The sequence below is a fragment of the Shewanella youngdeokensis genome, assembly GCF_033180165.1.
Lineage (GTDB): Bacteria > Pseudomonadota > Gammaproteobacteria > Enterobacterales > Shewanellaceae > Shewanella > Shewanella youngdeokensis.
In genome coordinates this window covers 1623788-1649410 of record NZ_CP136522.1, presented here as the reverse complement: position 1 = coordinate 1649410, position 25623 = coordinate 1623788, and the positions used below count along the sequence as shown (strand labels likewise).

Here is a 25623-nt window from a genome sequence, read left to right as displayed (position 1 = left end):
AGCGACTAATATTTAGCTCCCTTGTAATTTAGGTTTTTACCCATATATAAACCTGATATAGGCTTGCGACACTCGTTAAACACAAAGGTTTTTTAGGATTTATGACATCACTCGAACCCACACATCTTGGTAAAAAAGTCATCGTCGGCATGTCCGGTGGTGTAGATTCATCTGTTTCTGCTTACTTGCTACTAAAGCAAGGCTACCAAGTAGAAGGCCTGTTCATGAAGAACTGGGAAGAAGATGACACGGATGAGTATTGTGCGGCTGCTGATGATCTAAAAGATGCCCAAGCTGTCTGCGACAAACTCGGGATCAAACTGCACACCGTCAACTTTGCCTCAGAATACTGGGACAATGTATTTGAATATTTTTTAGCAGAATATAAAGCCGGCCGAACACCAAACCCTGACATCATGTGTAACAAAGAGATTAAGTTTAAAGCTTTTCTCGAGTTTGCAGATGAGATTTTAGATGCTGACTATATTGCGATGGGCCACTACGTCCGTCGCCGTGATATCGATGGCACTTGCCAAATGCTTCGTGGTGTTGATGGCAATAAAGATCAAAGCTATTTCTTGTACACACTTAGCCATGAGCAGGTTGCTCGTTCTCTATTCCCTGTCGGCGAATTAGAAAAAAGTGAAGTCAGAGAGATAGCCAAAGAGATGGGACTTATTACCCATAATAAAAAAGACAGCACCGGTATCTGCTTTATTGGCGAGCGTAAGTTTACTGACTTTTTATCAACGTTCCTACCTGCACAACCAGGTCAAATTGAAACTAGCGAAGGCGAAGTCATTGGCCAGCATCAAGGTTTGATGTACCACACTTTAGGCCAACGTAAAGGCTTAGGTATTGGCGGGCTTAAAAACAGTAACGAAGATCCATGGTATGTCGTTGAAAAAGATCTTGTGCGTAATGTATTGATTGTCGGTCAAGGTGGTAACCACCCTCGCCTTATGTCAAATGGCTTAATTGCTAAGCAACTTGATTGGGTCGACAGAAAAGGGCCTGCTGAGGGCGCTAAAATCACCGTTAAAACCCGCTACCGCCAACAAGATGTACCGTGTACCGTCACCTACGACAGTGCCGACCAAATCCGCGTGATGTTTAATGAACCTGTAGCAGCCGTAACGCCTGGCCAGTCAGCTGTTTTCTATGATGGTGAAGTCTGCCTTGGCGGCGGGATAATCGACGCATTAATAAGAGATTAATCCATGAGCGATCAGCTGTTTGAACGCACAATGGCTTTTGCTGGCATATTACAAGCAGTAGCCCAAGTACAACATATCGCCAGAAATGGCGATTCTGATAAAGCCGCACTAGCAGCAAGTCTACAGTCCGTGTTAGTCACGAACCCAGAATCGACTGCTGACGTTTACGCAGATCAACAAGCGCTAAAAAAAGGCTACCAGATGATTGTGGCCCAACTGGGCGACGGTAAGCAAAAAGACGTTGAAATGACTCGCTACCTCGTCGGTATTTTAGCGCTAGAGCGCAAACTCACGCGCTCGTCTAATGCTATGGGAATGCTTTCAGAGCGAATAAATCAAATCCATCGCCAACTCAACCACTTCGATATAACCGACGAACAGGTTATCGCTAACTTTGCCGGCATTTATAGTGATATTGTCAGCGAATTAGGCCCAAAATTGCAGATTTCAGGCAATCCAGAGTTTCTAAAGCGGACTCAAACCCAACAAAAAATTCGCGCCCTGCTACTGTCTGCCATGCGCAGCGCAGTATTATGGCGACAATTAGGAGGCAAGCGTAGGCACCTTGTCTTTGCAAGAAAAACAATAGTAGATAAAGCTATGAAAAGCCTCACCCTATAATATAAGACAAGTTCATCAAGGAGCTTCTAATGGAACTTTCCGCACTAACTGCTATCTCTCCGGTAGACGGTCGTTATGGTAGTAAAACCGCCTCATTAAGAGGGATTTTCAGCGAGTACGGCCTGACCAAATACCGTGTTCAAGTCGAAGTTAACTGGTTAAAGCTATTATCTAGCTGCCCTGAAATTGAAGAAGTTCCCCCTTTTAGCGAAGCTGCGCTTGCTTTGCTTGATCAAATTAAAGATGACTTTAGTGAAGCTGATGCTCAGCGCGTTAAAGATATTGAAGCCACCACCAACCATGACGTTAAAGCGGTTGAATACTTTATTAAAGAACGTATTGCCGATAATGCAGAGCTTGTTGCGATTGACGAGTTTGTGCATTTTGCTTGTACCTCTGAAGATATCAACAACTTGTCTCACGCGTTAATGCTTAATGAAGCACGTGAGCAAGTGGTTATGCCATATTGCCAGCAAATTGTAGATGCCGTTAAAGCATTAGCAAAAGAGTACAAAACCGTACCATTAATGTCGCGTACCCACGGCCAACCAGCTTCACCTTCTACCTTAGGTAAAGAGATGGCGAACGTAGCGGTGCGTCTTGAGCGTCAGCTTAAGCAAGTGGCTAACGTTGAAATTATGGGTAAAATTAACGGCGCTGTTGGTAACTACAACGCCCACATATCTGCTTACCCTGAAGTTGATTGGCATGCTCTATCGCAACGTTTTGTGACTAGCCTCGGCATCAATTGGAATCCGTATACGACTCAAATTGAGCCGCACGATTACATTGCTGAGTTGTTTGACGCATTAGCACGTTTCAACACCATTCTTATCGATTTGGATCGTGACATTTGGGGTTACATTGCATTAGGTCACTTTAAACAGCGTACTATCGCCGGTGAAATTGGTTCTTCAACCATGCCGCATAAAGTGAACCCAATTGATTTTGAAAACTCTGAAGGTAACCTAGGTATTGCTAATGCGTTATTGCAACATTTAGCGGCCAAGCTACCTGTTTCTCGCTGGCAGCGCGACCTTACTGACTCTACGGTTTTACGTAACCTAGGTGTGGGTATTGCTCATTCACTAATTGCTTACCAGTCAACCTTAAAGGGGATCAGCAAGCTTCAAGTAAATGAAGAGCAGCTTCGCGCAGAACTTAACGGCAACTGGGAAGTATTGGCTGAGCCAGTACAAACCGTTATGCGTCGTTATGGCATCGAAAAACCATACGAAAAGCTTAAAGAACTGACACGCGGTAAGCGTATCGACGGTGTGCAACTTGCTAACTTTATCGATGGTCTTGAACTACCAGAGAGCGTTAAAATCGACCTTAAAAAGATGACGCCAGCCAACTACATCGGCCGCGCTGAAACTTTTGTTGACGAGCTTTAGCCAACCATAAAGGCTTTGATGGCCTAACTGACTACTAATGCTTCAAATAAGGCGGTAAGCTTGTGCTTACCGCCTTATTTTTTGCCTTGTAGATGGTGCAGCCAATATGTACAGCCTAAACTTAGATACCCATGCTTTTCTTACCGACTATTGGCAACAAAAGCCGTTAGTAATCAAAAATGCATTTCCTGACTTTAAAGAGATCATTAGCCCAGATGAACTCGCAGGGCTGGCGTGTGAAGAGGAAGTGTCTTCACGTGTAGTGGTGACCAAAGACAACAATTGGCAGATCTGCCAAGGCCCCTTTGAAGACTACGATAAGTTTGGCGACAGCCATTGGCAATTGCTCGTGCAAGCATTGAATCATTGGCATCCAGATTCAGCAAACTTTATTGATGCCTTCCGCTTTATTCCCGATTGGCGTTTCGACGATTTAATGGCCTCTTTTGCCACACCTGGCGGCGGTGTCGGGGCACATATCGACAACTATGATGTATTTATTATTCAAGGTGATGGCGAGCGCCGCTGGACCGTGGGCAATAAAGGCCAATATGCACCGAAAAATAATGATCCAACCACACCATTGATAGAAGGGTTCACGCCTATTATTGATGTGGTACTAAAAAAAGGCGACATGCTTTATATCCCACCTGGCTATCCTCACCAGGGCCAAACCTTAACCACAGCGATGAGCTACTCCATTGGTTTCCGCGCTCCGAGTCAGCAAGAGTTATTCAGCGGACTCGCCGATGGGCTTATTGATAGTAATACTGGTCTTAAACGCTTCACATCTACTGATGAGCCCGCACAACCAAGTGAACTTAGCCTAAGTCACCAACAAGGGATGTTAAAGTTAGTCAGTGAACTGGCATCAGATCCAGCAAGCTTTCAGCTAATACTCGGTAACATGCTAAGTCAGAACCGCTTTGAACTCGATATCTGTGAGCCCGATGAACCTTATACTCTAGAAGATATGGATGATTATATTAGCCAAGGCGCCCTACTGTATCGTATTGGAGGCTTGAAACTCCTAATGTTAGAGCAAGACTCCGTTTCACGGGTATTTATCAATGGTGAAGCATTTGAGTTTCCATTGGCGATCAAAGCCGATATAGCGCAGTTAGCAGCCTGTTTTAATTTTGATAATCAACAAGCGACATTGTTACTCGAAAATCCACAAACCCAAGCGTTCATACTTACATTGCTTAACCGCGGTTACTTTTATCTCGGTGAATAATGCGAAAAAATTAATAAACAGCGCTCTATTTCGATAGCGCTGTTGATGTCTGCCGGCTTTTAACTCGCGAGTTAATCAGTCATTACTGGCGCTTCAAAGGTGTTATAAATCCACCATTTTGGTAAATAATCGCTTTTATGTTTTAGTGTCCAGCCATGGCGGTCATAAGCTAAACTGGCGGCGGCCATTAGCTGCGGTGGATAAAAGCCCAATGGATCCATGGTCATCTTATTGCTCACTTTTTTAACGTAAGCTCGGTGCATATTACTGCCACGTAACATGGCCGCTTCAAAGCCTGCTTCATCTTCTTTTGCTAGGCAGTAAAACGGTGCCAGCGCCACTCTAAACCTTAAATGAAACTCGCGGGCATGCACCTCGGTAAACTCTTGCTGCAAGGCGTCATGATCTGCAGTAGGGGCAAGCATACCTTGCAAGTAGCGAACATAAAATGCGGTGTATTCTCTTGGCTCAGAGGTATATTCGGCGGCCATTTGCGGGGTAAACTGCATCAACAGCTCTACACTGCTATGAGCGCGCCTGGCTATTGCTTGGCAAAGATAGTTACTCCAATCAAGCCAACTAATCCGTTTATTCAATTGCCAATAGGGCAAACTTAGCTGCTGGCTTTGGTGACTCACCACGATGGGCTCACCACTGCGATTAAGCATGCCATGCATTAACGTCTCAGCGGTATGGATAGCAAGATCTAAATAGCCCATCGCCCGTTCGAAGTAGCAGTTATCACCGGTCAGTTGCTGTAATTCTATTGCGTCATGGCACAGCCTATAAGCATTTTTTGCCTATAAAACAACTGCTGATAGGTCGGCTCACAAATATCACGCGCAAATCTTTCATCATTGAGATTAAGCTGATCGGCTTGTCCTGCAGGTAGTCAGCTCCTGCATCGATCTTCTTGTAATGTACTTTGACATGCTCCATGGTGGCTCCTCCTTATTGTCAGTTACTGTGGTTGATGAACAGACTCCATTTCATCAACCGGTATATTCCATTAATCACTGATTTACTGGGCTTTAAATGTGTTGTAAATCGACCACTCCGGTAAATAATCGCTATGTTCAATATGGCGACCCCGGCTGAGGATATCTCTCATGATATGCGAACAGCTAACGAGCCTATACTCGCGCTATTGGATCAAAAAAGGCATCTCAACGATGCCTTTAATATTGTAATCTGTTAGCGACTACGCAGCAGGTCCCCAGATTTTATCGTCGGCCTGCATTTTATATAAACCTTCAGCTCTTGAAATCAGTAACTGCGCAAATTTAGCTTGTGTCGGGTCTTTAGCCAAACCTGAACGCTGAATATTTTCGGCTTTCATTTGCCACATCATAGAAAAATGACGAAGTGCGTCTCTGGCAGTTGCTGCAACTTTAACATCAACATAGTCAGACGGTAAGTCGCCTGACATCACCCAAAATGTTTGCTTAGTTGGTTTTTTAGAGTCCATTTTCCAAATGGCAACAAAAGGAGCTAAATAGCGGCTTTCATCAGCATATACCTTATGAGGCATCACCCCTTTTTCAGCAAGAAACTTGTTTGCTTTTTGAAAATGAGTTCTGATCCACTCTTGTCGTCTTGCTTCTTGATTTTGAGTTTGATCGACTTCTTGTTCAGCCATGTATATCATCCTTTCTTATTGTTTTATTAAGCCACTATTCCAGTGAACTCTAGCGTGAATTGGTTGTCAATTCGTTAATAATATGCTCTAAAGTTTACGTTAACGTAAAGTGGAAAGCATAATTGCCAGACAGATCACAAATTATCGGAATGTTTACTTTGTTGAGAGTATCGCTAAATGATATCGTTCTGCAATAAATATAACAAACTGATCGCGCTGTAATCTGGCAGTTGCGACATTATTGATGCTCATATGCGGAGATCAAAAAGTGGCAGTATTCAATCACATATCTTTTGACGACCACGAACAGGTTGTTTTTTGTCAAGATAAAGAAAGCGGCCTAAAAGCCATTATCGCAATACATAACACAAACTTAGGCCCTGCTGTTGGCGGCTGTAGAATGTGGAATTATGCATCTGATGATGAAGCAGTAACTGACGTACTCCGTCTTTCACGCGGTATGACTTATAAAAATGCACTAGCTGGCCTAACCATGGGTGGCGGTAAATCTGTCATTATTGCTGATCCGAAAATTACTGACCGCGAAGCACTCTTCAGAGCCTTTGGCCGTTGCATAGATACCTTAGGCGGTAAGTATTATTCAGCAGAAGATGTTGGCGTAACCACTGCCGACATTATGATTGCGCATGAAGAAACCCCTTACATGGCGGGCTTAGAAGGCAAAAGTGGCGATCCGTCTCCTTTTACTGCTCTTGGTACATTTTTAGGAATTAAAGCTGCTGTAAAGCACCAGCGTGGTCTAGACAGCCTTAAAGGACTAAAGATTTCTGTTCAAGGTGTTGGTCATGTCGGCTATTACTTATGCCGTCATTTACACGCTGAAGGCGCTGAGCTAATCGTTACCGACATAAATCAAGCATCATTAGATAAAGTTGCCACTGAGTTTGGTGCCACCGTGGTCGCTCCACAAGAGATCTACCACCAAGATGTAGATGTGTATGCACCTTGTGCACTTGGCGCCACAATTAACGACACCACCATCCCATTGCTAAAAGCAACGATTGTTGCTGGTTGCGCCAATAACCAGCTGGCTGAAGTGCGCCACGGTGAATTACTAAAAGAGCAAAATATTCTTTATGCTCCAGATTACGTGATTAACGCCGGTGGCATTATCAATGTCTCATTTGAAAAAGACTACGATGAAGCGGCTTCAACGGCTAAAGTTGAACAAATTTACAATACTCTACTGACTATTTTTGAGCAATCTGATGCTCAAAACCGTACTACTGGTGATGTGGCAGATGAAATGGCACGTGCTATTATTAACGCCGCTAAATAGGCTTTAACGTTAAAAAAATGCCAAGCTTAAAGCTTGGCATTTTTGTTTCTGCTCGATGAAAGCTCCCCCGCTATTAAGGGTATTTTCACAAAACGATCACTTAGCCAAGCTGGCAAAGGTCATCATCATCTGCTTGAATTAAAGTCTCACAAGGTAATTGAGGGACGTGACATGATCAGTTTTAAATATGATCTCAACCATGAAAATATCGAAGTTCAGGCCAGTAACTGGTGTGGCTTGGAGCAAACATTTGTTAATGGACAACGGGTGTCGAGCAAGCTCAACTTTGGCCACCAAAGTGAGCATAGTGTTACGCTAAAAGATGGCAAACCCGCCACGCTACATTTATTTTTAGATCCCACAACAGAGCAGCTCATTTGCGAAATATACAAGCAAAACAACTTAGTTGCATGCCTTAAGCAAGGTAAAAAAGAGCTCTATCGCAGTCGCCAAAAAATTCAGCAAACCATTCTAGGTATTGGTCTATTTGCGGTATTTATTCTCACCATAAGTTAGCTAATCACTATATGGCGTGCAGTTTACTAGCAAGTCTATGCTCGCTGATTTAGCCTTTAAAACGTCTCAATTGGGTTTAGGCTAAGACGTTAATTACAGATGATATTCAACACAGCGCAATGCCTTGCTGATATGAGTCAATAGCTCTTGAAGTTGCTGCTGGTTGGGATATTCATTTAAATAATAATGCCTTTCGAAGCATTTCCCCCTAGCCTACAAAAATGGTCGGTTATATTTTGCAAATGTAGGTTCACATTTAGGGCTTGATAAAACTCATCTATTAACGCAGAACATCAAACAGTGACCACAAGCTCAATCTTTATAACGATTAATTTTATTAAGCAAAGCTAAAAATGTTGTCTGTTCATCAACATCTAATTGGCTAAGGTAGGTAGCGTTTACCCGCTCTGCTTCGCAAATCAGATCTTGCTCTAACGCTTTGCCATTATCGGTTAAATAGATTTTAAAAACTCGACGATTGTCGGCATCTTGATGACGGGTAACTAACCGCTGTTGTTGAAGTTGGTCGAGTATCCTTGTCATGGTGTAGTTGGCAACATCACAGCGCTTAGACAGCTCAGTTTGGGATACGCCCTCCTCTTGCCATAACGCAAACAAAACCGGCCAAAGTTTAATATCAAGTTCGTAGCGCTTAAGCCGTTTATCTAGTGCGTTTTGCAAGTCTACATTTAAATGTGAAACCAAATAACTCAAACTTTCAAAGCGGTTCAATCAGCACCTCCTTTGTAATTTATCCATTCAATTAATCTTATCACTAAAGTAAAAAGAAACTAGTTACATAAGGTTTTAATACCTAGCAAAAATTAAAAAACAAACAAATCAGCACCTTAAGTTAATAACAATTAATTATCTGCTAATACTTTAAGCTATAAACTCATTAATAAACCGATAAAAACAGGCCCGGTTTAGTTTTGCCATCACTCCTCTATCGGTCATAACGTTGATATTAGCTTCAGTAACAGTAAACAATGAAAAAGACTCAATATAATGATGAGTATTGATACTTGATTTAACCGTAAAACCGCCTTTTGCATCAACGTTATAATCAATAATAACCAGCGCTTCACTGGCCACAACTACTTTGAGTTTTTCAACAGGTGTGATTAGATAATATTCGCCCTCAATTCGGTTTAAAATACTAGCGAACAACGTGCAAAACTTAATGGGCAATGCCCCGCCTTGGTATAACCAATCGCCGTTGTTTTTGATCTCAAAAATAGCGCTGTCAGCACATAAAGGCGGATCTTGTCGCAATGTTGCTAACGCTTGTTTCACATTGGTTCTGTCAACGGCCATCTTCACCTCAGTCATGTTCACGCTTTGTATTAACACTATGCCATTAATAGCACATTATTTAGTGATAAAAAAACTAGCCATTGGCTAGTTTTTTAAGTTGTTGCTAAAGCAAAGTTAATAACGCTTCTATGGGGTGCTTGGGTTTAAAGCCACTAAAACGCTTTACCTGACTACGACAAGAGTAGCCAGAAATTAACACTTGAGATGGCGGTAACTTATTTAAAGTCTCCTCCCATGACATAGTATAGAGAGCTTTAGAACGTTCATAGTTTTCGGCCTCATGCCCATAGGTTCCAGCCATGCCACAGCAACCTAAATTAACGGTGTTTAACTTGGCGCCAAAGTGCGCAAAAATAGCTTGCCATTCATTTGCGGTATTTGGCTTGGCAGTTGACTCGGTACAATGACTAAACCAAGTAAATTGTGACACCTCTGCAGGCTTAGTTACTGCGACTTTATTTTCAATCACCTTAAGTAGCCACTCATTGGCTAACTGCACATGAAAATCGCCTCTTGCAGCGCCGAGCACTTCTTTATATTCATCGCGGTAACAAAGTACCAATGCAGGATCAACGCCCACCATTGGCATATTTAGTTTGGCGACTTCATTTAAAAAGTCAGCTGAATTTTTGGCGGTTCGAGCAAACTTATCTAAAAATCCTTTAATATGAGTTGGCTTACCATTGGGTTTAAACGGCAGTAATACCGGCTTTAGGCCTAATTTGCCTATCAACTGAATAAAGTGCAACACCGTGCCGGCTTCATAAAAGCTATTGAAAGGATCTTGTACCACCAGCACATAATCTTGACGCTCTGATTGCGGTATTTGTTGTAATGCTGCTAAATCGTAGCCTCTGCTAGCATGACCTTCTAAGCGTTGCTTTAACGTGGGCACCGACAATGCAGGCGCATCGACATAACCTATCGATTTTTTAATCACCCACTGGCTCAACTTGTTTTGTGAGACTGCATTGACTAACTTTGGCGCAGCGGCCATTAAAGGTAGTGACTCTTCAATCCCTGCAACGAGGTAATCTTTTGCTGGACGGAGGTAACGTTGATAATAAATATCAAAGAACTGCGCTCTAAACTTAGGCACATCCACTTTTACAGGACATTGGCTAGAGCAGGCTTTACAGGCTAAACAACCTTTGAGCGACTCCATAACTTCATGCGAATAGTCATACTCTTTATCTATTTTTAACGTATTTTGGGTTCGTTGTAACCAGCCTAATGGTTTTGCCCGAGCAAGTTCATTAACATCAATACCTTCTCCTTCAAGCAGGCGTAACCACTCACGCATTAATCCCGCACGCCCTTTAGGTGATTGCACTCTATCCCCCGTTACTTTGAACGACGGACACATTGGCGAGTACGCACTATAGTTAAAACATAAGCCATTACCATTGCAATTCATCACATCAGGAAAAGCCTGCCGTGTTTGCACCGGTATTTGTCGGTCAAAACTGCCCCTTTTAACACTATCAACATTGTATAGCATTGGGCCGCTGGCCTTAGGTGCCACCAATTTACCGGGGTTTAGTTTATTGTTTGGATCAAACAAGCCTTTAACATCTTCAAGTAAGCTATATAAATATTCGCCAAACACAGCCGGACCATATTCACCGCGTACCCCTTTGCCATGCTCGCCCCACATTAACCCGCCATATTTAAGGGTTAAATCAGCCACTTGATCAGAGATAACTCGCAGTAACTTTTCATCTTCAACATCACACATATCGAGTGCAGGACGGACATGCAGCACACCGGCATCAACATGCCCAAACATGCCATAATGCAATTGATGGCTATCGAGTAGTGCTCTAAATTCAATAATAAAATCAGCCAGTTTTTCTGGTGGCACAGCAGTGTCTTCGGCAAATGGAAGCGGTTTACGCGAACCTTTAGTCGCGCCTAATAGCCCAACGGCTTTTTTACGCATACCATAAATGGTGTTGATACTGCCACGGTCGGAAGTGGCTTGGAAACCTAGCAACCCTGTTTGGTTGTTGGCTATTTGCGATGTTAGCATCGTTTCAAGTAAGGCCACTTTCGCCTCAACTTCCGCTTGCTCACCGGCAAACTCAACGATGTTTAAGCCGTCAATTTCTTTACCAGGCACATCGGTTATATAAGGTGATACAGAATGCCAAATGATGTCTTGCTTCGCCAAGTTGAGTACTTTGGAATCGACGGTTTCAACCACTGTCGCATTGGCTTTTACCAAATCCGGCGCGTGTCGTAATGCAGACTCAAAAGAGTCATACTTGATATTCACCATCATGCGACACGTGGGTAAACGGGTAATATTAAGCTTAGCCTCAGTCACCACAGCTAGCGTGCCTTCAGAACCGGCTAAAATGCGAGACAAGTCAAAATTTTCTAGCTTATCGTCCCACACATTTTTAAGATCGTAACCCGTCAAAAAGCGGTTTAGCTTGGGAAAGCGTTGCTCAATTTGGTCTCGGTTATCTTTACACATTTGGGCAATATTGGTGAGTAACTGCTGACCTAAAACATTATCCGTGACCGACTCAATGTCATTTAGCTCTGCTTGGCTCATCGGTCGAGTGCTTAACTCACTACCATCAAATAAAATACTGGTAAGCCCAAGTACATGATCTGACGTTTTACCGTACACCAACGAGCCAGCACCCGAAGCGTCAGTATTAACCATGCCGCCTAATGTGGCGCGGTTTGAGGTTGATAGATCAGGGCTAAAGAAATAGCCATGCGGCCGTAGCACATCATTAAGGGCATCTTTAATCACGCCCGCTTGCACTCTTACCCAGCCTTGCTCTGCATTAACCTCTAGCACTTGATTCATATATCGCGACATATCAATCACAATGCCATGCGTTAATGCTTGCCCGTTGGTCCCGGTACCGCCGCCTCTCGCGCTAAACACAACTTTGCTGAACTCTGCACTATCGGCCAATTTCAACGCTATTTGTACATCTTGCGCTGTTTTAGGGTAAATAACGGCTTGGGGCAAAAATTGATACACCGAATTATCGGTGGCTTGCGCTAAACGTGCGCTATAGCGGGTATCAACATCGCCTGAAAAAAGACCGTCTTCCAACGCGACTAGAAAAGACAGGTACACAGGTTCGAGTGTTTGCTGATGAGATAACTTCGGTAACATGGCTGCTTCTTTCAATTATTATTCATAAGTTTATCTGGCATTATAAACACAAAAAAGCCGCTAAATAGCGGCTTTTTTCAAGTTTTTAACAATTAGTTAAGTCGATACGATTAACCTATTGCAATCTTAGTTATTTGTTTTGCCATGAGCTTCAGCAAGGTATAACCAAGTATCAATTACAGTGTCTGGGTTTAGCGATACTGTATCGATCCCCTGCTCAACCAACCAAGCAGCAAAATCATTGTGGTCAGATGGGCCTTGGCCACAAATTCCCACGTAAGCACCTTTTGCTTTAGCCGCTTTAATTGCCATAGCAAGTAACACTTTAACGGCATCATTACGTTCGTCAAACAGGTGGCTGATAATACCAGAGTCACGGTCAAGACCGAGTGTAAGCTGAGTTAAATCGTTTGAGCCAATTGAGAAGCCATCAAAATACTCAAGGAACTGATCTGCAAGCAATGCGTTTGAAGGCAACTCACACATCATAATAACGCGTAAACCATTTTTACCGCGCTCTAGACCTTGCTCTTTAAGCAGCTCAATGACTTGCGCAGCTTCGCTAAGGGTACGAACGAATGGGATCATGATTTCAACGTTAGTCAGACCCATGTCATTACGAACACGTTTAATGGCTTCACACTCAAGTGCAAAACAGTCACGGAACGATTCTGAGATATAACGGCTAGCACCACGGAAGCCCAACATTGGGTTTTCTTCTTCTGGCTCGTAACGCTCACCACCAACTAAGTTAGCGTATTCGTTTGACTTAAAGTCAGACATACGCACAATCACTTTTTTAGGGTGGAAAGCTGAACCAATGGTTGCGATACCTTCAACAAGGCGTGCCACGTAGTACTCTACTGGAGACTCGTAACCGGCAATCATTTCGTGGATCTCTTGTTGTAGTTCAGCCGTTTGGTCGTTGAATTCAATCAACGCTTTAGGGTGAATACCAATCATACGGTTAATGATGAACTCAAGACGCGCAAGACCAACACCTTCGTTAGGCAGACGAGCAAAATCAAATGCTCGGTCAGGATTACCCACGTTCATGGTGATTTTCATTGGCAGTTCAGGCATTGAGTCTACCCGTGATGAAATCACTTCAAAATCTTGTAAGCCGCTGTAAATGAAACCTGTATCACCTTCGGCACAAGACACTGTAACTTCTTGGCCATTAATAATACGTTCAGTGACATCACCACAACCAACCACGGCAGGAACACCTAGCTCACGGGCAATAATCGCTGCGTGACAAGTACGGCCACCACGGTTAGTTACAATTGCGCTTGCACGCTTCATGATAGGCTCCCAATCAGGGTCAGTCATGTCTGTAACGAGTACATCGCCTGGCTGGATTTGGTCCATATCGTCAATTGACTTAAGCACTTTAGCCACGCCTTTACCAATTTTGTGACCGATTGAACGACCTTCACAAAGTACATCACCTTTAGATTTAAGGTGGTAGCGTTCGATAAGTTGTACATCTTCACGAGAACGAACAGTTTCAGGGCGAGCTTGAACAATATACAACTTACCGTCGTTACCGTCTTTTGCCCACTCGATGTCCATTGGACGACCGTAGTGCTTCTCGATTGTCATCGCTTGCTTTGCAAGCTCTTGTACTTCTTCGTCGTTAATTGAAAACATACGACGTTGATCCGCAGCAACATCTTCAATTTTAACTTGCTTACCGTGAGATTCGTCATCTGAATAAACCATTTGGATCAGCTTGCTACCAATGTTACGGCGAACAACCGCTTTATGGCCTGCAACTAAACTTGGCTTATGCACATAAAATTCGTCAGGGTTAACCGCACCTTGAACAACCATTTCACCTAGACCAAATGAAGAAGTAATAAATACTACATCATTGTTGCCAGACTCAGTGTCCATAGTGAACATCACACCTGAAGCGGCGGTGTCAGAACGCACCATGCGTTGAATACCAGCCGACAATGCAACACCTTTATGGTCATAACCTTGATGCACACGGTAAGAAATTGCACGGTCATTAAACAAAGAAGCAAATACATGCTTAGTTGCTTCAAGAACGGCTTCATAGCCTTTAACGTTTAGGAAGGTTTCTTGTTGGCCAGCAAAAGAAGCATCCGGCATGTCTTCTGCAGTTGCGGATGAACGTACTGCAAAAGATGCATCACTCGTTTCAGCGGCAAGCTTGTCGTAAGAGTCACGAACTACTTGTTCAAATTCTGGGTGAAACGGTGTTTCAATAACCCACTGTCTAATCTGTGCACCGGCTGTAGCGAGTGCATTCACATCGTCTACATCTAGCGACTCTAAAACTTCGTATATTTTCTGGTTAAGTCCACTTTGTTCAAGGAATTCATTAAACGCAAAAGAAGTTGTTGCAAACCCACCAGGGACTTGGACACCTGCATTTGAAAGGTTGCTGATCATCTCACCAAGAGAAGCGTTTTTACCGCCGACCTTGTTGACGTCACCCATGCCTAATTCTTGATACCAGAGTACGTATTGCTGCACAGTTTCTATCTCCGCAAGTATATTTTTAGTAGGGCTCTTCACACGAGAGCCTTCGCATCTTACACTCCATGGCGACAAGCGTAAATGTATAATTTCATGTGTAATTTTATTACTACAAGAGGTCAGAATGATCCGTAAAGTATTTTATATCTCCGATGGCACCGCCATCACTGCCGAGGTCTTTGGCCATGCAGTATTATCACAGTTTCCTCTTGAATTTGATGGACTTACCATTCCATTTGTAGAAACAATAAAGAAAGCTGAAGCAGTAAAAGCACAAATCGATGATTGTTTTATTACCACAGGTGAACGGCCTCTTATTTTTCATTCTATTGTTAATCCCGATATTAGAGACGTTATCTATAGTAGCGAAGGTTTAGATTATGATTTTTTGAATACTTTTGTCGCACCATTAGAAAAACAGTTAGGCGTGGCACCAACACCAGTTTTGCATCGGACTCATGGTAAAACTAATGAAGGTTATGATGCGCGAATAGAAGCCATTAACTACACCATGGAAAACGATGATGGCCAAACCATGAAACACATGGATAAAGCCGACATTATCTTACTCGGTGTGTCTCGTTGTGGTAAAACTCCTTCAAGCCTTTACTTATCAATGCAATTTGGGATTAAGGCAGCCAACTATCCTTTTACTGAAGATGATATGGATAACCTTAAGTTACCAGATGCATTAAAGCGTAATAAAAGTAAATTATTTGGTTTAACCATTGATCCAGTTCGATTACATGAAATTCGTCAAAGCCGCTTGTCCAATAGTCGTTACTCTTCACTGAGACAATGCCGAACCGAAGTTAAAGAAGTTGAAATGCTATACAAACGAGAGCGGATCCCGTTTGTTAATACCACCAACCAATCTGTTGAAGAAATTGCCACGAAAATTATTGAAGCGACACATTTAGACCGAAATAATTTTTAAGCATCCAACCTAAATGAAGGGCTTTTTATGACAAAAGCCCCTCACTTTATTCAAATACTTGCTTATAACATGCAAAATACCAACAAAATTACAGCATTTGCCCCTGTGCATAACGCCAGTATTCGTTATAATCCGAGGTAATCAGGCAAAAAGCCCATACGAACGCTCGGTATTGTGAATGACCATTAAAACAGACGAACTCCGCACTTCTTTATTATGTAAGGTGATTTCACCTGCACAACTCGCTTCTGAATATCCTTTAACTCAAGATGCCGCAGACTACCTCGTTACACAGCGCCGTGAAGTGGAAGCGATTATCAGTGGCGAAGACCAACGCTTACTTGTAATAGTTGGCCCTTGTTCAATTCATGATACTGAAGCTGCACTTGAATATGCAGAGCGCTTAGCAAAACTGCACCAACAATATAAAGACGATTTGTGCATCTTAATGCGTGTTTATTTTGAAAAACCACGCACAACAGTAGGCTGGAAAGGTTTAATTTCTGACCCAGATCTAGATGGCAGTTTTAGTCCAAACAAAGGCTTACGTAAAGCACGCCACCTGTTGCAACAAATTTCTGAGCTTAAGCTTCCTATAGCAACTGAGTTTCTTGATATGGTAAATGGTCAATACATTGCAGACTTAATTACCTGGGGGGCCATTGGCGCCCGCACAACAGAAAGCCAGATCCACCGCGAAATGGCGTCAGCGCTTTCTTGCCCTGTTGGATTTAAAAACGGTACCGATGGTAATATCGATATTGCCGTTGATGCAGTACGTGCTGCGCAAGCACCCCATATTTTCTACTCACCAGATAAAGATGGCGCCATGGCGGTATACCGTACTCACGGTAACCCATTTGGACATATCATTTTACGTGGTGGTAAACAGCCTAACTACCACCGTGAAGATATTGAAAAAGCGGCCACACAACTCAATAGTGTTGGGGTTAACCAGCGTATGGTTGTTGACTTTAGTCATGGTAATAGTCAGAAAAAGCACAAACAGCAATTAAGTGTTGCTGACTCCATAATGGAACAAATGCGTGAAGGTTCTACCGCCATTGCCGGCATCATGGCTGAAAGCTATATTGAAGAAGGCAATCAAAAAGTGGTTGCTGGAGAAGCACTCACCTACGGTAAAAGTATTACCGATGCTTGCATTGACTGGGCTGACACTGAAGTATTGTTAAAAGACTTAGCGGCGGCGTCTCAAGCAAGAATAACGCGACTAAATAAATAATACACTCAATAGATATTCTAATTTAAAAGCAGTCAATTAATGGCTGCTTTTTTATGCCTATACCGCTGTAAACAGAACGTTATATCAGCAAGTCACATCAAGCTTAACCTGCACTTCAACGAGCAATCAATCGCATTAGTGCCTATCGACACCCAATCATTAGACTAATGTCTAGTTCTACACTGATTTTTACTCAATTATAACTTTTCTCAAATAAAGCCATAGGATCCAGCGACACTTTTCTGTTACATTGAAGCACCTTCACGTGCCACAAAAAAACCCTATAAAGCCATGAAGCCTGAAAATTTAAACATTATTATCGCTGATGACCATCCGCTATTTAGAAATGCATTAAGACAGGCATTGTCTTCATCATTTGCCAATACCCAATGGTTTGAAGCTGATAGCGCTGATGCGCTACAAAAGCTAATTGACAACCAAGACATTGAATATGATGTTGTATTACTCGATCTGCAAATGCCAGGTTCACACGGGTATTCAACACTAATACACCTTAGAACTCATTTTCAAGAGTTACCGGTTGTCGTGATCTCAGCCCATGAAGACAGCACAACCATGAGCCGTGCTATCCATTACGGTAGCTCAGGGTTTATCCCTAAGTCGTCCTCAATGGAAACTCTTGCACAAGCACTTGAAGCCGTGTTGATGGGAGATATTTGGCTACCCGCCGGAATTGACTTACCACAGGTAAGTGATGACGGTACAGATCAGGTCGCCAGTAGGTTGTCAGAGCTAACCCCGCAGCAATATAAAGTGCTACAGATGTTTGCTGAAGGCTTACTTAACAAGCAAATTGCTTACGACCTTAACGTGTCAGAGGCAACCATTAAAGCTCATGCGACGGCGATTTTTAGAAAGCTTGGAGTTCGCAATAGAACACAAGCCGTAATTGCATTACAGCAACTTGAAATGGAAAAGGTCGAGATTTAAAGCTTGAAATTAAACCCAAAAAAACCGCAATCATTTGCGGTTTTTTTATGCCATGTCAGCAAGCAAGTATTAATGGCCTTTTTTTACTAAACTGGAGATCAACGCTCTTAATGCCGCTGGTTTAACCATTTTAGCCATATAGTGATAACCTTGACGATTTACATCATCAATCAACTCTTTACGAGTATTAGCGGTAATTAAAATTCCCGGCACATGCTCACCATACAACTCTCTGATCCCATTCATCGCATCGACTCCGTTTTGGTTGTTATCGAGGTGATAATCAGCAAGCACAATATCAGGTGCAACCCCTTTCAGACCGAGTTTAATCCTTGCATCAGCAAAGTCACAGGCACAAATAACATCACACTGCCAGCGAGTTAATAAACTTTCAAGCCCTGCAAGAATTGCTTTTTCGTTATCAATACACAGCACTTTTACCCCAGCTAATGGTTGCAGCAGTGACGGTGCTTTCTTTGTTGTTGGTGCTTGCACTTTCTTTCCTAGCGGCACCAAAATTGAAAACACCGAGCCTTGACCTAAAACAGAGCTCACCTCAATGCGATGATCTAGTACTCGGCTAATTCTGTCAGCAATAGCCAAGCCTAACCCTAAACCACTCACACTTTTACTTTCTGGATTATCGAGTCGCTTAAACTCGGTAAATATCGATTCCGTTTCATTTTCTGCAATACCACAGCCCGTATCAAGAACTTGGATTTCAAGTTCATTACCACGATGACGACAGCCGAGTACCACTCGGCAACCTTTGGCATAACGATAGGCATTGGTTAAAAAGTTTTGTAGCACCCGTCTTAATAGACTCGGATCAGAATTGACTGTCGCAGCACAAGGCATCGCACTAAATTTAATTGAACAGTCTTTAGCCATCGCTTGGAATTCAACGGCTAAACCATCGAGCAGATCAGCAATGGCAAAATCACGGCGATTGACATCAATCATTCCCGAGTCCAGTTTAGAGATATCCAGCAAGTCGGTTAGCAACTCTCCTGCAATTTTGAGTGAGCTGTTAACATGGCTTAATGTTTTCTTCGCCTCGTGGTCTAAGTTAGGGTACTGCTGCAATGATGTTGTAAACAGTCTTGCAGCATTTAAGGGTTGCATTAAATCATGCCCTACTGCGGCTAAGAACTGACTCTTAGAGGCGTTAGCCATCTCTTCTTGTGCTTTAGCCTCAAGCAGCTTGCTATTGAGCATCGACAATTCTTGAGTTCGCTCATTAACGCGAGCTTCTAGCGTATCATTAGACTCTTGTAACGCTTTAGCTTGTAATCGATATTGGGTAATATCAGTAAAGGTCATCACAAAGCCACCACCAGGCATGGGGTTACCTTGAATTTTAATCACCTTGCCGTCGTCTCGATGACGTTCAGAAACATGTGCAGTGCCATTACGCATGTGCATCACACGCTTCTCAACTTGGTGGTCGATATCCCCCTTACCACAATAACCACGCTTAGCATTAAACCTCACCACCTCACTGATTGGCATACCCGCTTGCAAAAAGTCATCAGGATACTCATACAGTTCAGCGTATTTATAGTTCCATGCCACTAGGTTTAAATCTTTATCGACAACACTCATGCCCTCATAAGCATGCTCGATGGCCCCTCGAAGCATATCTTGGCTCAACATCACTTGAGAGGATGTTTCATCAACCAGGCTGAAAACCTCATCAAGGGCTAGATCACGGCCTTCGAGTACCGAGTCCATCACCAATGATGCGCTTGAAGCCCCTAGAACGCCGGCAAGCATATGCTCGGTATGAGCAATGAGGTTCGGCGCGGCAGCTTTATGCCAGCTATCACTGTTTACCCTTGCGTCGGTATACCCAGAAAAGCTTTCATAAGCCCGAGCTGGACTAACGAAACGGCTGGCTAAGATTAATAAGTCTTGTTGTGACACCGGAACACTTTTTCGATTCGTTGGTTTCTTTAATTGCCCAGGGGTTACAAAGGCGCTAGCTTGTATACGCTCAACTACACCGGCTCTAAACCAAACAGATCCAAGCACATAACACACACAGTTAGCGATTAGAGCAATCAAAATGTCGCGCACATTAGGTTCTATCGACTCAAGTAGAACAAAATCTGGGGTAATAAACCCGTGGGTATCAGCCACCCCTTGCAGCAAAATATAACACCAACAACCAAACCCGACAGTCAGCCCTAAAAAGACCCCACTACGGTTACCATTTTTCCAATACATACCGCCAATCAATGCCGGAGCTAACTGCGCAAAGGCACCAAAAGATAACATCCCCAGTGACGATAAAGAATCGCTATCCATCAAAGACAAATAACTAAAATAACCCAACCCTAAAATCACCACGATAGCAATCCGGCGGGCATTGAGTAGCAATTGCGAGAATTGACTAAAGTTTTGCGCCTTAATTTGGCCTGTGCGCAGTAACAATGGTACCAACCATTCATTACTCACCATGACACTAATTGTAACCACCGCCACAATCACCATACCTGTTGCAGCAGATAATGTTCCTAGTAGCGCAACAGCGGCAAGCCAAGGTTTATCAAGCGCTAAAGGTAAGTTAATTACATATGTGTCTGCTGCAATGCCATCGCCTAACAGTAACTTTCCAGCTAAAGCTAATGGCGCAACAAACAAGCCAAACAGCACCAAATACAGTGGCAGCATCCAACGGGCTTTAACCATGGTTTTTTCATTTTCGCATTCCACCATCATCACGTGGAACTGCCTTGGCATACACAAAAAAGCAGCCATTCCGACCAACAGCTCAGGCATCAAGGATTCAATGCGCAAATTAGGATTATTAATCAGTTCTTGTGCTGAAGCTTGCTGCCAAATATCGCCAAAGCCATCAAAAACTCCAAAGCTAATGACCAAACCAACTAATAAAAAGGCCCCTAATTTTACTAACGACTCAAAGGCAATGGCCAACATCATTCCAGGGTTATGTTCGGTTGCATCAAGTTTTCGAGTGCCAAATAGAATGGCAAAAACAGCAAGAATGGCCGTGATCAGCAGCGCAATTTTAGCGCCATCAAATAAAGCGCTCTCGGCTTGAAATAGATTTAAACTAAACACCATCGCTTTAAGCTGAAGCGCAATATATGGCATGATCCCAAAAAGGGCTATTAAGGTGACGATGGCGGCAAGCACCTGAGATTTTCCATAGCGCGCCGCAATGAAATCCGCCACCGAGGTAATGTTTTGCGCTTTAGATACCACCACCATTTTTTTGAGCAGACCAAAGCCAAAGGAAAAAATCAGAATGGGACCAAGAAATATCGGCAAAAAAGACCATAAATCATCCGCTGATTGGCCTACCGTACCTAGAAAACTCCATGACGAGCAATATACAGCAAGGCTCAAGCCGTAGATCCACGCCTGAATACGTTTAGTAATACGATTAAACCAGCGCTCAGCCCCCCACGCTAATAGGAATAATAAGCACACATAAAATATGGCAAGGGTGCCAATAAGCACTGTCGAATTCATAGGATCCTCTCTTTATGGGCTATTTTGCGGTAAAAGCCCTATGAAATCCAGCCTAGAATTTTGTACAACCACCTAAAAAATATAGTTATTTTTCTACTAGACCAATGTCTAATAGTGAAATTAGGCCTTCACAATTCATACTTGCCGTACGCATTATTAGATAAGGGAAGCCAAATAGCATGCAGTCTCTCTACAAAGTACCAAGTGACATCGCTAAAAACGCACTGGTAGATAACGAACAATATAAAAAAATGTATCAGGAATCGATTGTCAATCCTGAGGGTTTCTGGAGAGAACACGGCAACCGTATCGATTGGATAAAACCTTTTACCAAAGTAAAGAAAACGTCGTTCGATGACCATAACTTATTCATAAAGTGGTTTTATGATGGCACGCTTAACGCATCAGCTAACTGCTTAGACCGACATTTAGAAACCAACGCAGATAAAGTTGCAATCATCTGGGAAGGCGATGACGCAAAAGACCAACGTACTATCACTTATGGTCAATTACATGCAGATGTATGTAAATTTGCCAACGCACTGCGTAGCCAAGGTGTTCGCCGTGGTGAAGTCGTTACGATTTACATGCCGATGGTGCCAGAAGCTGCAGTAGCGATGTTAGCCTGTGCCCGTATTGGTGCCATTCATTCAGTCGTCTTTGGTGGTTTCTCTCCTGATTCGATTGCTTCTCGCGTTATTGATGGTAATTCAAAAGTTATCATTACTGCCGATGAAGGGCTTCGCGCGGGTCGTATCATTCCACTAAAAGCCAATATTGATGAAGCACTAAATCACCCTGATGTTGAGTGTGTTGAGAAAGTGATTGTAATGAAACGCACTGGTGGCGATATCAATTGGGTTGAAGGCCGCGATGTTGCATGGGAGGCGTTAATGGAAACGGCTTCTGAGCATTGTGTTCCAGAAGAGATGGGCGCAGAAGACCCACTATTCTTGCTGTATACTTCAGGTTCCACCGGTAACCCAAAAGGCGTGTTACATACCACCGGCGGCTACATGGTTTATGCTTCAATGACCCACGAGTATGTTTTTGATTACAAAGACGGTGAGGTGTATTGGTGTACAGCTGATGTCGGCTGGATCACTGGTCACTCCTACATGGTTTATGGCCCATTAGCGAATGGCGCGACTGTGCTAATCCACGAAGGTGTACCTACCTACCCGTCACCTGCACGTTTAGGCGAAATGATAGATCGCCATAACGTTAATATTCTTTATACCGCGCCAACACTTATTCGCTCGTTAATGGCTGTTGGTAAGGAACAATTCGCAAACTACAGTGGTAGCTCATTACGAATTATGGGATCAGTCGGCGAGCCGATAAACCCAGAGGCATGGCGCTGGTATAACGATGTAATTGGTCATGAAAAATGCCCGATTGTCGATACATGGTGGCAAACCGAAACTGGTGGGGTATTAATTAGCCCACTACCAGGTGCAACGGATACAAAACCAGGTTCTGCGACACGACCATTTTTTGGGGTTCAACCTGCATTAGTTGACAACATGGGCAATATTGTCGATGGCGCGACTGAAGGTAACCTAGTTATTCTTGATTCATGGCCTGGACAAATGCGAACCGTATTTGGCGATCATGACCGCTTTGTACTGACATACTTTAAAACCTTTAGAGGTATGTACTTCACAGGTGATGGTGCTAGACGTGATGAAGATGGTTACTATTGGATCACAGGCCGTGTAGACGACGTGATTAACGTATCAGGTCACCGCTTAGGTACCGCAGAGGTAGAAAGCGCTTTAGTCGCTCATGAATACGTTGCTGAAGCCGCAGTAGTCGGTTACCCACACGATATCAAAGGCCAAGGGATTTATGCTTATGTTACCCTTAACCACGATATCGTTGAAACCGAAGAGCTGCGCCAAACGTTACGCCAATGGGTTAGAAAAGAAATTGGTGCGTTAGCCACCCCAGATCTTATTCAATGGGCAGACGGATTACCTAAAACCCGCTCTGGTAAAATTATGCGCCGCTTCTTGCGTAAAATTGCTGCTAATGAAGTCACTAACTTAGGTGACGCATCAACACTGGCCGACCCAGCTGTCATTGACACGCTAATTGAATCTAGACTGAATAAAAGTGAATAGCGTTAAGCCTGCCTAGCCAATAACAGCCCCTCATTGAGGGGCTTTTTTGTACCTTTTAATCCTAAGCAAAAATATTACTTATCGTTATCTGAAATTTATGTGATGATTTCGCTCTTAGCTCAATACCATCGCATATCATACGGAAGCAAATTTGTGCAACTAAGAGACTACCAGCAACAATCTGTTGATGCGGCCATTAGCCACTTCAAACAAAGTACCGATTCAGCGGTGCTGGTTTTGCCCACGGGGGCGGGCAAAAGTATTGTGATTGCAGAGCTAGCTCGAATCGCTAAAGGCCGAGTGCTAGTGCTAACTCACGTTAAAGAACTGGTAGCACAAAACGCTGAAAAAGTGGGCTTACTCACGGCTGAGGCTTCAATCTATTCTGCTGGCTTAAATCAAAAATCCACTACCGGTAAAACGGTAGTGGCTAGCATTCAATCTGCGGTTAAAAACCCGCAGAAATTTGATGACCCCTACAGCTTAATTATCATTGACGAATGTCACCGAGTAAGCCCCGAAGAAGACAGCCAATACCAACAACTACTTACGCACCTAAAATCAAAAAACGCAAAAGTCAGATTACTTGGCTTAACCGCCACGCCTTACCGCCTAGATCTAGGTTGGATCTATCGTCAGCACTATCACGGTAAAATAGGTAACCCCGACAAGGCTGTATTTGAAAAATGTATCTTTGAATTACCGATGCGACCATTAATCAAACGTGGTTTTTTAAGCCAGCCAAAAATGTTTGATGGCCTAAGTGCCCAATACGATTTTAGTGAACTGACCTGCTCAGCTACCGGCGTTTATAACGAATCGGAAGTAAACTCGTTACTCAACCATTACGGCCGCGCCACCACTGCAATTGTCAAACAACTAATTGAACTGGCTAAGCACCGACAAGGTGTAATAATTTTTGCCGCAACGGTTAAACATGCCGACGAAATAATGGCTAAATTGGCCGACCATGAACCCGCGTTAGTCACCGCAAAAACATCACGCGAAGATCGAGACCGACTGATTAATGCCTTTAAAGCAAAACAGATAAAGTTTCTGGTCAATGTGGCGGTATTAACCACAGGCTTTGATGCACCTCACGTTGATCTTATTGCTATTTTACGCCCTACAGCGTCCGTAAGCTTGTTCCAACAAATGGTTGGCCGAGGGTTAAGAATTGATGAAAATAAAACCGAATGCTTGATTATTGATTATGCCGCCAACGGCTATGATCTGTTTTACCCAGAAGTCGGCCACCCTAAACCTGACAGCAAATGTAAACCTGTACAAGTCCACTGCCCAGTGTGTGATTTTGCCAATATCTTTTGGGGACTTACCGATGATGATGGTGATATTGTTGAACACTTTGGTAGACGCTGTCAGGCACTCATTGATAGCGTTCAGGGTAAAGCGCAGTGTGACTTTAGGTTCCGTTCCAAAGCTTGCCCCAACTGTGGTGAAGAAAATGATATTGCCGCCAAAGTGTGTAACCATTGCCAAGCGGTATTGGTTGACCCAGACAAAAGACTGAAAGAAGTATTACAACAAAAGCACCACCATTTATTTAAATGCCAGACGATGCTGCTAGAGGCAGACGGTGATCGCTTAATTGTACGTTACATTGATATTGATGGTAATGACTTTTGCCGCTACTTTAATATGAAAACAACGGCCCAAATCAAAGCCGTATTCGCGCTATTTATTTTTCCGCACAGTAAGACCCCTGGCCTAAAACACAAACAATATTCGTCAGCAACGGCGCTAGCAGCAGATAGTGCATGTTTCAGAAAGCCCGATTTGCTACTACTTAAAAAAGGCAAAAAAAGCTGGGAACATCTCGAGTCAATATTTGATTACCAAGGCCGTTACCAAACACAACCAGACAATATTGATTAACGTTCAACAATACGATTAAGTGGACTTTAAATATCGATTAGAACAAATCGACCGCCTATGTTATAAAGT

The 25623-nt window shown here is 43.2% G+C and carries 19 protein-coding genes; 12 read left to right on the top strand and 7 right to left on the bottom strand.

The genetic code is table 11. The features are described 5' to 3' along the window. Positions 1-101 precede the first annotated feature (101 nt). The 4 genes from mnmA to RGE70_RS07070 all read left to right on the top strand — a co-directional run bounded on the left by mnmA (position 102) and on the right by RGE70_RS07070 (position 4472). Positions 102-1217: a tRNA 2-thiouridine(34) synthase MnmA gene (mnmA, locus tag RGE70_RS07085; protein WP_310470793.1), complete on the top strand. Its 1116-nt coding sequence runs from the start codon at positions 102-104 to the stop codon at positions 1215-1217. Positions 1218-1220: 3 nt separating this feature from the next. After that, on the top strand, positions 1221-1838 hold the full coding sequence (gene hflD / locus RGE70_RS07080) for a high frequency lysogenization protein HflD (RefSeq protein ID WP_310470792.1): 618 nt from the start codon (positions 1221-1223) through the stop codon (positions 1836-1838). 29 nt (positions 1839-1867) lie between these two features. Then, entirely contained in the window at positions 1868-3235 is a 1368-nt protein-coding gene (purB, locus tag RGE70_RS07075; RefSeq protein WP_310470791.1) for an adenylosuccinate lyase, read from the top strand. A gap of 106 nt (positions 3236-3341) precedes the next feature. Then, complete coding sequence (locus RGE70_RS07070; RefSeq protein ID WP_310470790.1) at positions 3342-4472, top strand: ribosomal protein uL16 3-hydroxylase; 1131 nt, start codon at positions 3342-3344, stop codon at positions 4470-4472. A gap of 71 nt (positions 4473-4543) precedes the next feature. On the opposite strand, the gene RGE70_RS07065 is transcribed toward RGE70_RS07070, so the two are convergent. Then, positions 4544-5191 (bottom strand): immunity 49 family protein, encoded by a 648-nt coding sequence (locus tag RGE70_RS07065; RefSeq protein ID WP_310470789.1) that lies wholly within the window; start codon positions 5189-5191, stop codon positions 4544-4546. A gap of 482 nt (positions 5192-5673) precedes the next feature. Next, positions 5674-6111, bottom strand: coding sequence for a DUF4826 family protein (locus RGE70_RS07060; protein ID WP_310470788.1), 438 nt, complete (start codon positions 6109-6111; stop codon positions 5674-5676). A gap of 268 nt (positions 6112-6379) precedes the next feature. On the opposite strand from RGE70_RS07060, the gene RGE70_RS07055 reads away from it, so the two are divergent. Together RGE70_RS07055 and RGE70_RS07050 are read left to right on the top strand one after the other, a co-directional pair. After that, positions 6380-7411: a Leu/Phe/Val dehydrogenase gene (locus tag RGE70_RS07055; protein ID WP_310470787.1), complete on the top strand. Its 1032-nt coding sequence runs from the start codon at positions 6380-6382 to the stop codon at positions 7409-7411. Positions 7412-7582: 171 nt separating this feature from the next. After that, positions 7583-7927 carry a hypothetical protein gene (locus RGE70_RS07050; protein ID WP_310470786.1) on the top strand — a complete coding sequence of 115 codons (345 nt, stop codon included), beginning with the start codon at positions 7583-7585 and terminating at the stop codon, positions 7925-7927. Positions 7928-8239: 312 nt separating this feature from the next. Here RGE70_RS07050 and RGE70_RS07045 read toward each other — a convergent pair whose 3' ends face one another. From RGE70_RS07045 to ppsA, 4 genes are all read right to left on the bottom strand, one after another. Continuing rightward, the gene (locus tag RGE70_RS07045; RefSeq protein ID WP_310470785.1) at positions 8240-8659 is read right to left on the bottom strand and encodes a MarR family winged helix-turn-helix transcriptional regulator; all 420 of its coding nucleotides are present in this window, start codon (positions 8657-8659) and stop codon (positions 8240-8242) included. A 150-nt stretch (positions 8660-8809) separates the two neighbouring features. Then, the gene (locus RGE70_RS07040) at positions 8810-9259 is read right to left on the bottom strand and encodes a DUF1285 domain-containing protein (protein ID WP_375087911.1); all 450 of its coding nucleotides are present in this window, start codon (positions 9257-9259) and stop codon (positions 8810-8812) included. 88 nt (positions 9260-9347) lie between these two features. Further along, the gene (ydiJ, locus tag RGE70_RS07035) at positions 9348-12389 is read right to left on the bottom strand and encodes a D-2-hydroxyglutarate dehydrogenase YdiJ (RefSeq protein WP_310470783.1); all 3042 of its coding nucleotides are present in this window, start codon (positions 12387-12389) and stop codon (positions 9348-9350) included. 126 nt (positions 12390-12515) lie between these two features. After that, positions 12516-14897, bottom strand: a complete 2382-nt coding sequence (ppsA, locus tag RGE70_RS07030) for a phosphoenolpyruvate synthase (protein WP_310472942.1) — start codon at positions 14895-14897, stop codon at positions 12516-12518. Between the two features lie 127 nt (positions 14898-15024). Between ppsA and ppsR the strand changes: the two genes are divergently transcribed. The 4 genes from ppsR to RGE70_RS07010 all read left to right on the top strand — a co-directional run bounded on the left by ppsR (position 15025) and on the right by RGE70_RS07010 (position 18031). Then, positions 15025-15837, top strand: a complete 813-nt coding sequence (ppsR, locus tag RGE70_RS07025; protein WP_310470782.1) for a posphoenolpyruvate synthetase regulatory kinase/phosphorylase PpsR — start codon at positions 15025-15027, stop codon at positions 15835-15837. A gap of 178 nt (positions 15838-16015) precedes the next feature. Continuing rightward, positions 16016-17080: a 3-deoxy-7-phosphoheptulonate synthase gene (locus RGE70_RS07020; protein WP_310470781.1), complete on the top strand. Its 1065-nt coding sequence runs from the start codon at positions 16016-16018 to the stop codon at positions 17078-17080. 39 nt (positions 17081-17119) lie between these two features. Beyond that, complete coding sequence (locus RGE70_RS07015) at positions 17120-17248, top strand: hypothetical protein (protein ID WP_375087910.1); 129 nt, start codon at positions 17120-17122, stop codon at positions 17246-17248. A 123-nt stretch (positions 17249-17371) separates the two neighbouring features. Next, the gene (locus RGE70_RS07010; RefSeq protein ID WP_310470780.1) at positions 17372-18031 is read left to right on the top strand and encodes a response regulator transcription factor; all 660 of its coding nucleotides are present in this window, start codon (positions 17372-17374) and stop codon (positions 18029-18031) included. Between the two features lie 69 nt (positions 18032-18100). On the opposite strand, the gene RGE70_RS07005 is transcribed toward RGE70_RS07010, so the two are convergent. Next, the gene (locus tag RGE70_RS07005; protein ID WP_310470779.1) at positions 18101-21532 is read right to left on the bottom strand and encodes a hybrid sensor histidine kinase/response regulator; all 3432 of its coding nucleotides are present in this window, start codon (positions 21530-21532) and stop codon (positions 18101-18103) included. A 179-nt stretch (positions 21533-21711) separates the two neighbouring features. Here RGE70_RS07005 and acs point away from each other — a divergent pair, with 179 nt between their 5' ends. Both acs and radD read left to right on the top strand, forming a co-directional pair. Then, positions 21712-23658: an acetate--CoA ligase gene (gene acs / locus RGE70_RS07000; RefSeq protein WP_310470778.1), complete on the top strand. Its 1947-nt coding sequence runs from the start codon at positions 21712-21714 to the stop codon at positions 23656-23658. Between the two features lie 153 nt (positions 23659-23811). Then, positions 23812-25554, top strand: a complete 1743-nt coding sequence (radD, locus tag RGE70_RS06995; RefSeq protein WP_510466294.1) for a DNA repair helicase RadD — start codon at positions 23812-23814, stop codon at positions 25552-25554. Positions 25555-25623 lie beyond the last annotated feature (69 nt).

What these genes read in the sequence shown, in the direction of transcription:
- RGE70_RS07015 (WP_375087910.1), top strand. Translation starts at nt 17,120, where the DNA reads ATGGCTGCTTTTTTATGCCTATACCGCTGTAAACAGAACGTTATATCA.
- ydiJ (WP_310470783.1), bottom strand. Translation starts at nt 12,389, where the DNA reads ATGTTACCGAAGTTATCTCATCAGCAAACACTCGAACCTGTGTACCTG.
- RGE70_RS07005 (WP_310470779.1), bottom strand. Translation starts at nt 21,532, where the DNA reads ATGAATTCGACAGTGCTTATTGGCACCCTTGCCATATTTTATGTGTGC.
- RGE70_RS07050 (WP_310470786.1), top strand. Translation starts at nt 7,583, where the DNA reads ATGATCAGTTTTAAATATGATCTCAACCATGAAAATATCGAAGTTCAG.
- RGE70_RS07040 (WP_375087911.1), bottom strand. Translation starts at nt 9,259, where the DNA reads ATGACTGAGGTGAAGATGGCCGTTGACAGAACCAATGTGAAACAAGCG.
- RGE70_RS07020 (WP_310470781.1), top strand. Translation starts at nt 16,016, where the DNA reads ATGACCATTAAAACAGACGAACTCCGCACTTCTTTATTATGTAAGGTG.
- hflD (WP_310470792.1), top strand. Translation starts at nt 1,221, where the DNA reads ATGAGCGATCAGCTGTTTGAACGCACAATGGCTTTTGCTGGCATATTA.
- acs (WP_310470778.1), top strand. Translation starts at nt 21,712, where the DNA reads ATGCAGTCTCTCTACAAAGTACCAAGTGACATCGCTAAAAACGCACTG.
- RGE70_RS07060 (WP_310470788.1), bottom strand. Translation starts at nt 6,111, where the DNA reads ATGGCTGAACAAGAAGTCGATCAAACTCAAAATCAAGAAGCAAGACGA.
- mnmA (WP_310470793.1), top strand. Translation starts at nt 102, where the DNA reads ATGACATCACTCGAACCCACACATCTTGGTAAAAAAGTCATCGTCGGC.
- ppsR (WP_310470782.1), top strand. Translation starts at nt 15,025, where the DNA reads ATGATCCGTAAAGTATTTTATATCTCCGATGGCACCGCCATCACTGCC.
- purB (WP_310470791.1), top strand. Translation starts at nt 1,868, where the DNA reads ATGGAACTTTCCGCACTAACTGCTATCTCTCCGGTAGACGGTCGTTAT.
- RGE70_RS07065 (WP_310470789.1), bottom strand. Translation starts at nt 5,191, where the DNA reads ATGGGCTATTTAGATCTTGCTATCCATACCGCTGAGACGTTAATGCAT.
- RGE70_RS07010 (WP_310470780.1), top strand. Translation starts at nt 17,372, where the DNA reads ATGAAGCCTGAAAATTTAAACATTATTATCGCTGATGACCATCCGCTA.
- RGE70_RS07070 (WP_310470790.1), top strand. Translation starts at nt 3,342, where the DNA reads ATGTACAGCCTAAACTTAGATACCCATGCTTTTCTTACCGACTATTGG.